Here is a 13,457-nt window from a genome sequence, read left to right on the forward strand (position 1 = left end):
GAATGTAAATTCGACAAATACCTTATAGATACGTTATTTCAGGGTTTTTACGAAAAAAATGTATATTGATTTTATCGTGCCGACTTACTTAACTAATATTACTATATTCGGACAAAATGAATATTATCATGTCATTTCAGTGATTTTTCACTCTCTTAGCTATCCGATAACTATTTTTTGTTGATTCCTACTTTTTCAGGGATATTGTAGCTGCTATAATGGGACTTATATGACTAAAGAATATTTAATTTATGTTGGTTCAGTGTTTCAGTTGGAGTGGTATTTTAATGAAAATGGTGAAAGCAAAGCTCAAGAGTATTTTAATAGACTAGATGAGAAACAACAATTAAGATTTTTATTTTTAGTCAAACGAATTGGTGATTTTGGTCAAATAAGTAATAAAGAGCAATTTCGTAATGAAGGAGATAAAATTTACGCTTTTAAACCACAACCAGATCGATTTTTATGCTTCTTCTTTACTGGTCAAAAAATTATTGTTACCAATGCTTTTGAGAAAAAACAACAAAAATTACCAAAAAACCAGAAAGAAAAAGCTATCAACTATATGAATGATTATATTAAACGTAACCAAGAAGGAGCATATTATGAAGAAAATTGAAGAACTATCAACTTTTGATAGAATGATGCAAAGCCCCGATTTTAAAGCTAAATTTACATCAGGATATCAGGAATTTTTACTATCTGAGTTATTAATCTCTATTATGGAGAATGATCATATATCCATTGCTCAATTAGCCGAAGAAGTTAATATTCCTCCTGCTGTTATTCAAGATATTTGTTCTGGTCAGCAAAAAGATATGAACATTAGTAATTTTTTACAGATAGTTCAATCTTGTGGTTATCGTCTTATTCTTGAAAAAGGAGAAGAGCGTATTTCTTTAGTAGCGTAAATTTTAAGCTCGCTATCTTAGTTGGGTAAAACGGAATTAAGGTCATAATTTGCTATTTTACCCAAAATATAATACATTGCCAAAAACTGATATTATTTTAAGGAGGTTTAACTATGACTCAAATTATTAATCATCAATCTAATTATCAAAAATTAACCGAAATTGTCAAAACTTTAATTGACAATAATCCTCTTTATCAAGAAAACTTAGATAAAGAGAAAATGCTGGAAGTAATTAATCGTACTTTTGATCCTGTTGCTGTCCCTGATGTTAATAGTATATCTGAGGAAGAATTAATGAAACGGATTAAAAGTATTTTATCTTTACATTTAGTTTCAGGAATGTTAAATGATGTGACTCCAGAGCAAATGCTAATTTTTGATGAATCTGTAAAACATGGAGGTTAAATGGGTTATTTATTAGATACTAGTATTGTGTCAGCATCGCTAAAACAAAATGTCCAAAAATACAAAAACAAAAGTATCTATGACCTTAAAAGATTTAGAACCAGAACTTCTGGCATTAAGTCCATCCGAAAAAGCACAAGCCATCCAACTCTTAGTCCGAAGTTTAAGCAATGTTTGGCAAGGAATTGAAAAAACTCCCGGAGTGTGTGGTGGTGATGCCAGAATCGCCAATACTCGCATCCCTATTTGGTCGCTGGTCAATTATCGCCGCCTAGATGCTTCCGATGCTCGAATATTACAGGATTTTCCCCACTTGAAAGCAGAGGATTTAGTCAATGCTTGGGGTTATGCTGATGCTCATTCAGAGGAGATTGAGGCTGCCATTCATAGGAATGAGGAAAGTTGAAAAATGGCACGTCTTTATGCCGATGAAAATTTTCCTCTGCCTATTGTAGAGTTGCTGCGGATATTTGGTCACGATGTCCTTACTACTGAAGAAACAGGAAACTCTAGATTAGGAATTCCCGATGAAGATGTTCTAGAATTTGCGATCATGGATAAACGCGCTGTTTTGACACGTAATTGGGATGATTTCAGGCGACTGCACCGATCTCAACCTAACCATTTTGGAATTATCCTCTGCAAGGAAGACTTAAATACAGAAAGACAAGCAGCGCTTATCAATAATGCTATTTCTAGTGAAGGTACTCTTGAAAATAGATTAGTTAGAGTAATTCGTCCACAGCAATAATCGGAAAAATTATTCAGGACGCAGATATTTTGATAGCTGCTACTGCTATTATTCATAATTTAGTTTTAGTTTCTCACGATTCTGATTTAATTAGGGTTAAAGATTTACAGTTAGAAAATTAGTTCTGGACGTAAAATATATTTTTGTATATACTTAATATTAAGTAACCACACTCCTATTATCAGGAAAATCCAACCTTATGAAAATTAAAGCAATAATTCATACAGCCGAAGAAGGCGGTTATTGGGCTGAAGTACCAATTTTTCATGGATGTTACACTCAAGGAGAAACCATTGAAGAAGTATTAGAGAATCTTAAAGAAGTAATCAGTTTATATGCAGAGGATGAACCAGAAAACTTACTGAGCTATTTTATGATCACACAATAAATGTAAATTATTTATTTTTTAACTCTATTTTTTCTTGTAATTTATTGATTTGTTGTTGTAATTGTTCAATTTGACCATCTTTTTCTTCTAACCGACGATAAAGTTCTTGAACAGATTTCTCTAAATTTTGATTATCATTAGAGTTATTACTAGATTGTACTGAATTATTCTCACCTAGTTTTATTGGTAATTGTTGCTGTGGATTAGATTCAGTATTTTTAATACTTGAATTTGGTGTTTTTGAATTAGGAGATGTATTTTCAGATTTATTGGTTTCATTTTTATTAATATTAGAATCATTAAAAACATTTCCAATACGACCACGACCACCATATTCTAAAGAAAATCCTACTCTTGTTTCCTGACCTGTAACACTTAAAGTAGTTTTAAAACCAAGTTCTGATCCACCTTTTTGATTTAAATTATATCCTGTCCGAAAACCAAGAGATGTGGTAGAAAAACTTGCATCTTCTAATGGAACGCTATGACTAGCGGTAGCACTAAAGTTAATATGTTCATTGGCTATAAAACCAGCACCTATACCGAACGCAATACTATCTTGATCAAATTCTAAAGATTTGTTATAAGCTAAAGAACCTAATAAAACTACTGGGTCTTTTAATAATGTAGCTGATGTTTGTACATTAATTCCTAAAGGATAGGATACCCCTACTGATAATCGAGGATCTAAAACTGCTTGAGGTGCAAAACGATATTCTAAAGCTAAACCTCCTGCGATATCTGTTTCTGTGTTTGTTGTGGTGATTGACTCATTTATAAACTGTTGCTTTTCTTCTCTAATGAATAAGGAAGGAGCTACATTACCATAGATGCTAATATTCTTATTAAAATTATAACTGCCAGAAAAAGAAAGATTAAAATTGTTATCTATACGAGTTAATGTACCAGGATCACCAAAAAAGTCAACAAATTCTCTTTGTTGTCCATAAGGACTATAATTTATTCCCAATGTATAAACATAACTTCCCGCTTCACTATCTGGTAATCTTAAAGGATCAATAGGAACTTGAGCTAATACAGGAAGAGGAAAGAGGGAAATAATCAGGCTTGCAATTAGTTTTTTCATTAGTTTTTGACTCCTTTACCTAACCTATATAAACGATTTTTAGCCCAATCTAGAGTATTATTTTGCTCTTGTTTAACCTGACTTAATAAAGTTCGAGGCGTTAAAGGAATTAACGTTACTCCTTCAAAACCTTTCTCATTAATTAAATCATTGAGATGGATGATTTTCCGTCCCCAAGAAGGATCAGCTATGACTACCCAATCTCCTACCATTCCTACTGCTAAAACATAATGAAGTTGAGGTTTTGTAACATGAAGAATTAAGGGTACACCACCACGATTAAAATAATCAGATAAATTGGCAGGTGCAATTTTAATTCCTCTGGATACAATACCTTTTTTAGCTAAGGATTTTTGGAGAGCAAAAGCATTAATACCTTTTCCTTCTTCTGGATTTTTACCACTTTCTTTAATGGCTTGATTTGATAATTCTAATATTTCGGTTTCACTGGTATTTATGCCGTAATAATATCTTAGTAATGTGGCTACTGCTGCGGGTCCACAGGTATAGTAACTGGTTTGTCCTACTACTCCTTGATAGCGGATATTTCGATATGACTGAGGTAAAGCTGTAGCGGAAACAGTAGTCAAGTTAAAAATACTTAAAATAAATAATCCTTGTATTAATTCCTGTGGCTCTACCGCTCCCTTTATGATATTTTCGGTAAAATATCCCTGAAACCCCTACACCGATTGGATTTGAGGTTTTAATATTTTCAAAAAGATTAAACCCATGTACACCAATGGTTTTGGATATATTAAAAGGATGTTTGATCATAAGGGGAACGGTAGAACCATTCCTGTTTAATTTTAGAGCTATTCATAATCAAGAATATTTGATTTATTTGTGAACCTAAATTAGGTTATGAGAATAAATAGACTTACAAACATTTAAGCCTGTAAGTCTAAATTCAATTTATTAGTAGTAATGGTTCACTTACCACCCCATATTGCTGCGGTTATTCCAACCACGAAGGGCTGTCCCAGCACAAGCACCGTTTCTCGCCCATGCACAGCTAACGGAACCAGCGCCTATCGCTGCTGAAGAACCCCAATTTTGATGCCAAGGTCGTCCAGCTTGGATGTTTTGATAAGCATTAACACCCACACCAGCGGCTGCTCCTCCTACGTAACTAGCAGCTACCCACCAAAATTCACCTTCTACCTTTTCCAATTCTTGAGCAGATAGCTCTTGACCTTGAGGAAGCACAACAAAGTAATCTGCTTCTGGTGTTAAACTAGATTTATTATTTTTGCCAGAATCTTTGTCATTTTTATTGCGTGCAGAAGTTTGAGGAATAATTTCTAAAATTTGTTTACCTTCCAGACTAGCTTCACCTTTTAGAGCGATATAGTCTTTAACAGGAATCATTTGAACTGCACCAGGAGTATCTTTGGTTGCTGGAGTCAGGACTACAGAATTTTCAGCAGCATTGCTTTGAAGTTCTTGCTTTTCACTTCTTTTCTGCTCAATTACAGGGTTTGCTAAAACAGGAGCTAAACTAGCATTAGTCATTACAAGGGTCATCAAACTTGTTAAAAAGATTTTGCTATTCATGTCTTCGTTTTATAATCTACTAACAAACTTATTTTACTTCCTTATATCTAAACATGAGTATTGCTTGGTACATGATTTGGTGCATAATTTTTCGTACATTTGGTTATATTTAAACACCAGCAAGATTTGGTATACAATTTCAGTACATTTAGTGTATTTGGTGCAATTTGGTACATTTTTAGTGGAATTTGGTTAAATTTATTTGTTTAACATCCTGATGTATAATTAAAACGGTTAATAAATTAACTTTCCATAAATGCTTACTTGTTTGACTCCATTAGGTAGGGGTTTAGCATTGCTAAACCCTTACAACTTGTAATAGGATAAAAATTATAATTTCAACAGTTTAGAGTGTAACTACAGATGAATAATATTGAAGATATTTTACAATACATTGATAATTTGATGTTTGAGGAAACTGAATCAAATCTAACTCCCATAGAGAAAACAATATTAACAGGTGTTTGGCAAAAACAAGCATATTCTATAATAGCTAAAAATTTTCACTGTAGTGAATCTAAAATCAAACAGGAAGCAGCTAAATTATGGAAAAAATTAGGTCAAGTATTAGGAGAAGACATTAATAGTGATAATGTTCGTTCTAGAGTAGAAAAGAAATATCGTGTTTCTCAAGCTTCCCATTCCGGGGATTGTTTGTTACTTGATAATATTAATATTGGTGGTCAATTTATACAAACTAATAACTATAGACAAGAGCATTTTAAACCTCCCCAACCCAAACACCAAACCCCAATAATTGATTTAACAAAAGTACCAGAATTAAACTATAATTATGGACGCAATTCAGAAGTTACTACTCTGAAAGAGTGGATATTAGAAAATAAAACCAGACTAATCACAATTTATGGATTAAGTGGAATTGGTAAAACTGCTTTAACTCTGAAACTAATCTCAGAAATTAAAACAGAATTTGATTATATTATTTATCGCAGTCTTGATCATCTTCCTCAACTAATAACTCTTAAAGATAAACTTAAACAATTTTTTTCTCAATCACAATCAAACCCATTACCTGAAATCATAGATTATTTTAACTCATCTCGTTGTTTACTAATCATTGATGACGTAGATAATATTTTTCAATTTGGTAACTTAGCAGGTCAATATTTAACAGAGTATAAAGATTATAGTAAATTTTTCCAACAAATTGCCACATCATCTCATCAAAGTTGTTTAATTTTGATTAGTTCAGCAAAACCCCCAGATATAGAAACTTTAGAAATTCAAAACAAACACACAAAAACATTACATCTTCAAGGTTTAGGAAAAGATGCTAAAGCAATATTGAGAGAAAAAGGTTTAAAAGATGAGGATAAATGGGATGAATTAATAAGACTTTATCAAGGTCATCCTGATTGGTTAAATATCATTATATTAACTATAATAGAATTTTTTAATGGTAAAGTATCCCTATTTATAACAGCTAATGATGATCTATTTTTAGGAGATATAGAAGCACTTTTAGAAAATCATTTAGAACGTTTATCAGAATTAGAAAATAAGGTTATCAACTGGTTAGCAACACAAAATGAACCTATAGATATTTTCCAAAAACCCGCTGATTTTGAATTATCAAATGCTAGATTTTTGCAAATTATACAATCTTTAACACGACGGTGTTTAGTAGAAAAAGTGTTAAGAGAAGAAGGAGTTAAATTTCAGTTAAATTCTTTATTAAAAGTATATTTGGACATGAAATAAAGGAGAAAGATTTGAGCTACGATAACGCTTGTAAATATTTAGCTGAACAGTATCCTGCTGATTTTGTGCGTTGGTTACTGGGGGTAGAACCAACACAAATTGAAGTATTGAAAACAGAATTAACACTTGAACCCATTTGTGCTGATTCTGTGACATTTCTGCAAACAGCAAACCAAATTCTGCATATTGAATTTCAGACTTTACCTAAATCTAAAACTCCCCTTAATTTCCGAATGCTTGATTATTCTGTCAGGTTGAAGCGTCAATATAAATGTCCTGTAACTCAGGTGTTAATATTTTTGCAGGAAACTGATAATGAAGTCGCTTTTACTGAAGAATATCGAGATCATACCACCATTCACAAATTTGAGGTTGTGCGTCTTTGGGAACAAGATTCAAGGACATTTTTAGATAATTCCGCATTATTACCTTTAGCAACTTTAACCCGCACTGACTCAGCACAAAGTTTATTATCCCAAGTAGCTCAAAAAGTCGCTACAATTCCAGATAGGGAACAGCAACAAAATATTGCTGGTTGTGTAGAAGTTCTCGCAGGTTTACGGTTTGAAAAAGATTTAGTTCGTCAATTTCTCCGGGAGGATATTATGAAAGAGTCTGTCATTTATCAAGATATCGTGCAAAAAGAAGCATTGAAAATGATTAATCGTCTTTTAAAACGGCGTTTTGGTGATGTTAATGATCCATTAATGACCAAGATTAGAAATTTATCTGCTGACGATTTAGAAGATTTAGGAGAAGCCTTATTTGATTTTTATGAAGTTGCTGACTTGGTAACTTGGTTAAATCAAAAAGTTAGCAATTAGAAAGATAATATTTTTAAAAGAGACGTTATCAATAACGTCTCTAAAGTCATTAAAACTCCGCGTTTTCTGGTGTGCGAGGGAACGGAATGACATCCCGAATATTCCCCATACCTGTCATAAATTGTACCAACCTTTCAAACCCCAAACCGAAACCAGCATGGGGAACAGTACCATAACGACGCAAATCTAAATACCACCACAAATCTTCCGGGTTCATACCTTGTGCTAATACCCGTTTTTCTAAAACATCAAGTCTTTCTTCCCGTTGTGAACCACCAATAATTTCCCCTATTTTCGGTGCGAGAATATCCATAGCGCGGACGGTTTTTTCATCGTCACTTAACCGCATATAAAAAGCTTTGATTTGTGCGGGATAATCTGTAACAATGACAGGCTTTTTAAACAGGTTTTCGGCTAAATAGCGTTCATGTTCTGATTGTAAATCTGCACCCCAACTCACAGGATAATCAAATTTAACATCGGCTTTTTCTAGAAGTTTGACTGCTTCTGTATAAGTCAACCGTTCAAATTGATTGTTAATAATGTTATTTGCAGTTTCTAAAACAGTATTATCAATCCGTTCATTGAAAAATTCCATGTCTTCAGGACAGGTTTCCATCACATATTTAAAAATGTGTTTGAGAAACTCCTCAGCCAAATCCATATCACCTTCTAAATCACAAAAAGCCATTTCTGGTTCAACCATCCAAAATTCGGCTAAGTGACGCGAAGTATTAGAATTTTCCGCCCGGAATGTGGGACCAAAGGTATAGACATTAGTAAAAGCCATAGCCATAATTTCGGCTTCTAATTGGCCACTAACTGTTAAATATGCCGGTTTACTAAAGAAGTCTTGGCTATAATCAATTTCCTGATTTTCGGTTTTGGGAACATTCTTTAAGTTGAAATTCGTAACACTAAATAATTCCCCCGCACCTTCACAATCACTAGCGGTAATAATGGGAGTATGTACCCATAAAAAGCCCCGTTGTTGAAAAAATTGGTGAATAGCAGTCGCGCAAGCATTTCTCACCCGGAATACCGCACCAAAGGAGTTAGTTCGAGGACGCAAATGGGCAATGGTTCGCAGAAACTCAAAGGAATGACGTTTCTTTTGCAGAGGATAGGTATCAGGATCAGCGTCTCCGTATACTTTCACTGTATCTGCTTTTAATTCTATTCTTTGTCCTTTTCCTTGAGAAGCTACTAGCACTCCTGATACTTCTATAGAAGCACCTGTATTGATTTGTTTTAATATTCCTTGATAATCTGGTAAGTCTTGATTAATGACAACTTGCAAATTCCCCAAAGATGAACCATCATTAACTTCCAGAAACGCAAATCCTTTCAATTCGCGTTTTGTTCTTACCCAACCTTGGACTACCAAAGTTTCTTCGGGTTTACCACTTCTTAATATTTCAGCAATACGACGATTTAGCATTTTCTAAAATTTGTATTTTTTAAAGGATCAGATCCCCGACTTCTTGAAGAAGTCGGGGATCTTAGAAGTCGGGGATATTTTAAATCACCCCACCCAAGATTTTAATAACCAACCTATAATAACGCCTAAACCACCAAAACGAATAGCTTGCCAAAAAGGTCTTTTCAGGCTATTCCAAGAAAACAACTGGCTTTCTAAGTTGATTTCTAAGGTTTCTAACTGTTTTTGCAGGCGGCTTAGTTCGTTCTTAATTTCTGGAGTCTGCTTTCTATTTTGCTTTAAATTTTTTAATTCCTGTTGCCATTGTGCCTTTTGTTGTTGATCATTTTGCACTTGGGTATATCTATCTTTCAAGAATCGCAGTGAAGTTTCTACCTCCTCTAATTCCTGTGCAAAATCTGGCTGGGGATTTTCGTCTAAATTAGTCATTGGTGATTAGTCATTGGCTATGATGATTAAATCATAACTTTTACTCTTAACTCAGCACTTAGTCTTATGTCACAAACTAGCCAACTAAATGAAATTAGCACTCTAGAACTAGCACAGGCACTCATGGAAAGGCTGAGTATCTCTCCTAATGATTGGCATCGTCTCAAGTCTAACCGCAATTCCCGCGCTAGTGAACAGGCAGCCGCCGCAATGGTATTTTTGGTCAAAAATGAACCCCAAGAGGCACAGGCAAGGCTACAACAGGCTGTAGGCTGGCTAGATAAGTCAATTTCCGCCCCTCCCTGCCCAACTCACGGACATCAGCGTGAGGAAATTAAGGAATAGGGAAATATATATCTTTTTGCCTGTTCCCTTTCATCTTCGCAAAGATAATAAACGACGGCTTTCTAATTGCTTACAAAGCGTGAGTTCTGTACCTTTGCGATTCCATTCTACTTGATCAAAAATCTGATGCAGTAAAGACATACCCCGTCCACTTTCCGCTTCGTCTGGTGGTAAATAGTCATCGGGATCACTATCATCTTCGAGGGAGGGAGTGAAGCCGCTACCCTGATCTGAGATAATCCACCAATACTGATTATCTATTAATGAGAACCGAACGACGACGAATTTGCCGGGATCAAGATTATTCCCATGTTTAGCGGCATTTACTAGGGCTTCTTGGAGTCCTAGTCGCAGTTCAGATTGTAATTTTGCCGGAATATCAGTCAAGAGTAAATCTAGGATTGGACAAAGATAAAGGGTGGAGGCAAAACTAATTGTCCCCCAATAACGCCCAACTGGACGAAGAGAAATGGTAATCACAAGAGAAACCCCGTAGCTTTATATTTAGCTAGACATCAGTTTGCTTTTTTGGGCATTCTGATCAAAATTAGGTAGTCATGCTGCCTTCAAACTTGCGTCTGTAAAACTAAATTTATAAAAATGCTAGAGCATAACAATTCAGTGGGAGAATTCATATTGCTTATTTACAATTTGCTTAAGTTAATCTGTTCATTTAGCAGATGAGTAAAAACTGCTATTTTTGAACAAGAGGAGAAAGATATTCTCGTTAACTGCTCATTTTGTAATTAACACAATTTTATTCACCTTTATTAAGATTCTATGCAGCTTCGATTTCTTTAAAACAAAATGAGTTTCTATTTTTATGTAATTTCATTCTAGCATTATGAGTATCCACTAGACTACAAATTTCTGATTTTTATTTTTGTGAAGAATTAACTATCCTGATCATTGTCCGATAACACCAGAAAAGCGGCTGCTTCTACATGAGCCGTTTGCGGAAAAAAGTCCGCAGGTTGCACCCTTGTGAGTTTATATAGCCCCTCTTCGCAAAGTAACTTTAGGTCACGGGCAAGAGTGGCTACTTTACAACTGACGTAAACAATTCGAGATGGTTTCAGGTTTCTTAATGTTTTGATAACGTTAGCTTCACATCCTTTTCGGGGTGGATCAAGTAAGACCACGTCTGGTATAATTTCCAAATTCTGGAGAATTTTTTCCACTGGGCCGACTTGGAAAGTCACATTATTAATTCCATTCTGTTGGGCATTAACAATTGCCTGTTCTACTGCTGTTGATTGCAATTCTAACCCGGTGACGTGCCGTGCTTGTTTGGCCAGGGGCAAAGTTAAAGTTCCTACACCACAATAGGCATCTACTAGGACTTCATGACCTTGTAAATTTAGTTCTGACTGAATCACCTCTAAAAGTGCTTCGGCTGTTTCTGTGTACACTTGGAAAAAGGTATCTGGTCCGATTTGAAAATCCAGTCCGGCGAATTTTTCTCGCAGGTAAGGAATTCCAGCTAGACAACGGGTTTCTGATCCAAATATAGCATTTGTGCGATCGCTATTGCGGTTGAGTGACACGCAGACCAATTGAGGATAACGCTGTAACCATTGCTGTGCCTGGGTTTCGATTCCTGGTAAATTCCAATCTTTGACGACCAAAGTTAGCAGCATTTCTCCTGTGCGGCGGCCAATGCGTAAACCCAAATGGCGAATTAAGCCTTTGTGGCGGGTTTCGTCATAAATTGACCAACCCTGCTTTTGAATATCTAATTTTATTTCAGCTAATAAAGGATTTAACTGCTGGTCTTGAACGGGACATTGATTCAAGTTAATTAATTTATGGCTACCTTTTTGATAATATCCAGCTTGGACATGACCTGTAGCAGACATACCAATAGGATAAGTAACTTTGTTGCGATAACCAAAGGATGCAGCAGCCACTAAAACTGGATCTATTGGTGGATTTACAAAACCGCCAATTCTTTCTAAAGCTTGGGTTACTTGATTGCGTTTGGCTGATAACTGGTAATCATATTTAATATGTTGCCATTGACAACCACCACATTTATCAGCGACAATACAACTTGGACGCACCCGTTGAGGCGAAGCTTGCAATAATTCCTGCACCTGTCCATGAGCATATTTTGGCTTAACATTGAATAATTTGACAAGTAGGATATCTCCTGGTACGGTATCAGGAACAAACACCACCCGTTGCTCAAAGCGTCCCACACCATCACCAGTGTCGCTTAAATCAGTAATTTCCAGTTCGATAATTTCATCTTGTCGCCACATTGTATTAGTCATTAGTCAGTTATAAGGGAAGAGGGAACTTTTTCACAGGGAAGGGAGAGTTCCCAATGTAGAATTGTAAATTCATTTATCCCTATCTTCCCATACACTTCACGAATGTCCCTCTAAGTCGGTAAACTAGCAGATATAAATATTTCAGGTCATTTAGATAATCATGACTGTAATTAGCCAAGTTATTCTCCAAGCTGACGACGAACTGCGTTACCCCAGCAGTGGCGAACTCAAAAACATCAAAGCATTTTTGGAAACAGGTGTAAAGCGGACAAGAATCGCTGCTACCCTTTCAGAAAACGAGAAAAAGATCGTTCAAGAAGCTACCAAAAAACTTTGGCAAAAACGCCCTGACTTTATCTCCCCTGGTGGTAATGCTTACGGCGAAAAACAACGGGCTTTGTGTATTCGGGACTTTGGCTGGTATTTACGCCTAATTACCTACGGTGTACTTGCTGGTGACAAAGAACCCATTGAAAAAATTGGTTTGGTTGGTGTGCGGGAAATGTACAACTCTCTAGGTGTTCCTGTTCCTGGAATGGTAGAAGCTATCACTTCCCTCAAACAAGCGTCTTTGGATTTATTGAATGCAGAAGACGCTGGGGAAACCGCACCTTACTTTGATTACATCATTCAAGCGATGTCTTAAAGGTCTTTAATTCCCCACAATTGGTAGTGGCTATGGCAATATCCATCAGGTTATTAACCAGTTGTGGGGATATGTTATGATTATCGTCAGTTTTTACGTTACTTATAACAAAAAAAGCGACAGGCTTATGATAGGCTGTCGGCGATTAGTGTGTTCCCTATTAATGACTCGGCTAGAGTTTAGTTACTATTAATTATACCAACATGGCGATTTCTATGGGAGGATCTAAATCATATATATATGTGATTTACGTCACTTAATAGGAACAACTGAAATCGAAGTTGGGTTTTTATTCGGTAAAAACAAAGAATATCCATAACACTAATAAGCTTGATATTATTAACATTAGCTACACCTAGCGTAGCTTCAATGAATCGAAAAGAATATAAATATTGTGAAAACTGATACTATATTCTATCAACTATTTCAAACTTTATCTAGTATCTTTTTTAACTAAATAGGTGGCCGTAAAATAACCAAAATGTGTGAAGAAAAGTAAAATCTCTCAAAACTTCTTCACTCTTGCCTCTGTCCTTGCCATAACGACAATTTTTAACGCCAACCTACTTAATTGGCAAACCATTATACAGCACTTTTCGGAGACATATTTTAGTTACAAAGATATTCAATCAATGCTGCAAAATTATGTTGAAATCTTAAAAGATAGAGTTTA

General features: G+C 35.3%; 17 protein-coding genes and 1 pseudogene. 11 read left to right on the top strand and 7 right to left on the bottom strand.

What is annotated here, in order from left to right; translation table 11 throughout:
• Nucleotides 1-229 precede the first annotated feature (229 nt).
• The 7 genes and pseudogenes from AN490_RS22060 (at nt 230) to AN490_RS22090 (ending at nt 2,457) form a co-directional block, all read left to right on the top strand.
• On the top strand, nt 230-619 hold the full coding sequence (locus tag AN490_RS22060) for a type II toxin-antitoxin system RelE/ParE family toxin (protein ID WP_300007058.1): 390 nt from the start codon (nt 230-232) through the stop codon (nt 617-619).
• Nucleotides 606-911, top strand: a complete 306-nt coding sequence (locus tag AN490_RS22065; RefSeq protein ID WP_300007060.1) for a hypothetical protein — start codon at nt 606-608, stop codon at nt 909-911. Before AN490_RS22060 ends, AN490_RS22065 begins: the two co-directional genes overlap by 14 nt.
• A 113-nt stretch (nt 912-1,024) precedes the next feature.
• Nucleotides 1,025-1,318, top strand: coding sequence for a hypothetical protein (locus tag AN490_RS22070; protein WP_300007062.1), 294 nt, complete (start codon nt 1,025-1,027; stop codon nt 1,316-1,318).
• Nucleotides 1,319-1,397: 79 nt separating this feature from the next.
• Complete coding sequence (locus AN490_RS22075; protein WP_300007278.1) at nt 1,398-1,724, top strand: DUF433 domain-containing protein; 327 nt, start codon at nt 1,398-1,400, stop codon at nt 1,722-1,724.
• A 3-nt stretch (nt 1,725-1,727) separates the two neighbouring features.
• Nucleotides 1,728-2,069 (top strand): DUF5615 family PIN-like protein, encoded by a 342-nt coding sequence (locus tag AN490_RS22080; RefSeq protein ID WP_300007064.1) that lies wholly within the window; start codon nt 1,728-1,730, stop codon nt 2,067-2,069.
• A 2-nt stretch (nt 2,070-2,071) separates the two neighbouring features.
• Nucleotides 2,072-2,191 (top strand): annotated as a pseudogene (locus AN490_RS22085) (VapC toxin family PIN domain ribonuclease); the annotation flags it as partial.
• Between the two features lie 77 nt (nt 2,192-2,268).
• Complete coding sequence (locus AN490_RS22090; RefSeq protein ID WP_300007066.1) at nt 2,269-2,457, top strand: type II toxin-antitoxin system HicB family antitoxin; 189 nt, start codon at nt 2,269-2,271, stop codon at nt 2,455-2,457.
• Between the two features lie 7 nt (nt 2,458-2,464).
• On the opposite strand, the gene AN490_RS22095 is transcribed toward AN490_RS22090, so the two are convergent.
• The 3 genes from AN490_RS22095 to AN490_RS22105 all read right to left on the bottom strand — a co-directional run bounded on the left by AN490_RS22095 (nt 2,465) and on the right by AN490_RS22105 (nt 5,101).
• Nucleotides 2,465-3,544 (bottom strand): outer membrane beta-barrel protein, encoded by a 1,080-nt coding sequence (locus AN490_RS22095; protein ID WP_300007068.1) that lies wholly within the window; start codon nt 3,542-3,544, stop codon nt 2,465-2,467.
• Complete coding sequence (locus tag AN490_RS22100) at nt 3,544-4,134, bottom strand: cysteine peptidase family C39 domain-containing protein (protein WP_300007070.1); 591 nt, start codon at nt 4,132-4,134, stop codon at nt 3,544-3,546. The genes AN490_RS22095 and AN490_RS22100 overlap by 1 nt, the downstream gene beginning before the upstream one ends.
• Before the next feature lie 346 nt (nt 4,135-4,480).
• Entirely contained in the window at nt 4,481-5,101 is a 621-nt protein-coding gene (locus AN490_RS22105; RefSeq protein ID WP_300007072.1) for a hypothetical protein, read from the bottom strand.
• Between the two features lie 363 nt (nt 5,102-5,464).
• Between AN490_RS22105 and AN490_RS22110 the strand changes: the two genes are divergently transcribed.
• Both AN490_RS22110 and AN490_RS22115 read left to right on the top strand, forming a co-directional pair.
• On the top strand, nt 5,465-6,823 hold the full coding sequence (locus tag AN490_RS22110) for an NACHT domain-containing protein (protein WP_300007074.1): 1,359 nt from the start codon (nt 5,465-5,467) through the stop codon (nt 6,821-6,823).
• A gap of 11 nt (nt 6,824-6,834) precedes the next feature.
• Nucleotides 6,835-7,647: a DUF4351 domain-containing protein gene (locus tag AN490_RS22115; protein ID WP_300007076.1), complete on the top strand. Its 813-nt coding sequence runs from the start codon at nt 6,835-6,837 to the stop codon at nt 7,645-7,647.
• Nucleotides 7,648-7,696: 49 nt separating this feature from the next.
• Here AN490_RS22115 and asnS read toward each other — a convergent pair whose 3' ends face one another.
• On the bottom strand, nt 7,697-9,088 hold the full coding sequence (asnS, locus tag AN490_RS22120; protein WP_300007078.1) for an asparagine--tRNA ligase: 1,392 nt from the start codon (nt 9,086-9,088) through the stop codon (nt 7,697-7,699).
• An 84-nt stretch (nt 9,089-9,172) separates the two neighbouring features.
• Nucleotides 9,173-9,517 (bottom strand): hypothetical protein, encoded by a 345-nt coding sequence (locus tag AN490_RS22125; RefSeq protein ID WP_271823879.1) that lies wholly within the window; start codon nt 9,515-9,517, stop codon nt 9,173-9,175.
• Nucleotides 9,518-9,583: 66 nt separating this feature from the next.
• Here AN490_RS22125 and AN490_RS22130 point away from each other — a divergent pair, with 66 nt between their 5' ends.
• Nucleotides 9,584-9,862, top strand: coding sequence for a DUF6439 family protein (locus AN490_RS22130; protein ID WP_300007081.1), 279 nt, complete (start codon nt 9,584-9,586; stop codon nt 9,860-9,862).
• Between the two features lie 30 nt (nt 9,863-9,892).
• Here AN490_RS22130 and AN490_RS22135 read toward each other — a convergent pair whose 3' ends face one another.
• On the bottom strand, nt 9,893-10,342 hold the full coding sequence (locus AN490_RS22135) for an anti-sigma regulatory factor (RefSeq protein WP_168694936.1): 450 nt from the start codon (nt 10,340-10,342) through the stop codon (nt 9,893-9,895).
• Between the two features lie 413 nt (nt 10,343-10,755).
• Nucleotides 10,756-12,138 carry a 23S rRNA (uracil(1939)-C(5))-methyltransferase RlmD gene (gene rlmD / locus AN490_RS22140; RefSeq protein WP_300007084.1) on the bottom strand — a complete coding sequence of 461 codons (1,383 nt, stop codon included), beginning with the start codon at nt 12,136-12,138 and terminating at the stop codon, nt 10,756-10,758.
• A 160-nt stretch (nt 12,139-12,298) separates the two neighbouring features.
• Here rlmD and apcD point away from each other — a divergent pair, with 160 nt between their 5' ends.
• Complete coding sequence (apcD, locus tag AN490_RS22145; protein ID WP_015083049.1) at nt 12,299-12,784, top strand: allophycocyanin subunit alpha-B; 486 nt, start codon at nt 12,299-12,301, stop codon at nt 12,782-12,784.
• The last annotated feature ends 673 nt before the right edge of the window (nt 12,785-13,457 follow it).

The organism is Anabaena sp. AL09 (assembly GCF_001672255.1).
GTDB lineage: Bacteria > Cyanobacteriota > Cyanobacteriia > Cyanobacteriales > Nostocaceae > Dolichospermum > Dolichospermum lemmermannii.

Bases quoted from the DNA above. Each gene is read 5' to 3' on its own strand.
- AN490_RS22060 (WP_300007058.1), top strand. From the start codon at position 230: ATGACTAAAGAATATTTAATTTATGTTGGTTCAGTGTTTCAGTTGGAG.
- AN490_RS22065 (WP_300007060.1), top strand. From the start codon at position 606: ATGAAGAAAATTGAAGAACTATCAACTTTTGATAGAATGATGCAAAGC.
- AN490_RS22070 (WP_300007062.1), top strand. From the start codon at position 1,025: ATGACTCAAATTATTAATCATCAATCTAATTATCAAAAATTAACCGAA.
- AN490_RS22075 (WP_300007278.1), top strand. From the start codon at position 1,398: ATGACCTTAAAAGATTTAGAACCAGAACTTCTGGCATTAAGTCCATCC.
- AN490_RS22080 (WP_300007064.1), top strand. From the start codon at position 1,728: ATGGCACGTCTTTATGCCGATGAAAATTTTCCTCTGCCTATTGTAGAG.
- AN490_RS22090 (WP_300007066.1), top strand. From the start codon at position 2,269: ATGAAAATTAAAGCAATAATTCATACAGCCGAAGAAGGCGGTTATTGG.
- AN490_RS22095 (WP_300007068.1), bottom strand. From the start codon at position 3,544: ATGAAAAAACTAATTGCAAGCCTGATTATTTCCCTCTTTCCTCTTCCT.
- AN490_RS22105 (WP_300007072.1), bottom strand. From the start codon at position 5,101: ATGAATAGCAAAATCTTTTTAACAAGTTTGATGACCCTTGTAATGACT.
- AN490_RS22110 (WP_300007074.1), top strand. From the start codon at position 5,465: ATGAATAATATTGAAGATATTTTACAATACATTGATAATTTGATGTTT.
- asnS (WP_300007078.1), bottom strand. From the start codon at position 9,088: ATGCTAAATCGTCGTATTGCTGAAATATTAAGAAGTGGTAAACCCGAA.
- AN490_RS22125 (WP_271823879.1), bottom strand. From the start codon at position 9,517: ATGACTAATTTAGACGAAAATCCCCAGCCAGATTTTGCACAGGAATTA.
- AN490_RS22130 (WP_300007081.1), top strand. From the start codon at position 9,584: ATGTCACAAACTAGCCAACTAAATGAAATTAGCACTCTAGAACTAGCA.
- rlmD (WP_300007084.1), bottom strand. From the start codon at position 12,138: ATGACTAATACAATGTGGCGACAAGATGAAATTATCGAACTGGAAATT.
- apcD (WP_015083049.1), top strand. From the start codon at position 12,299: ATGACTGTAATTAGCCAAGTTATTCTCCAAGCTGACGACGAACTGCGT.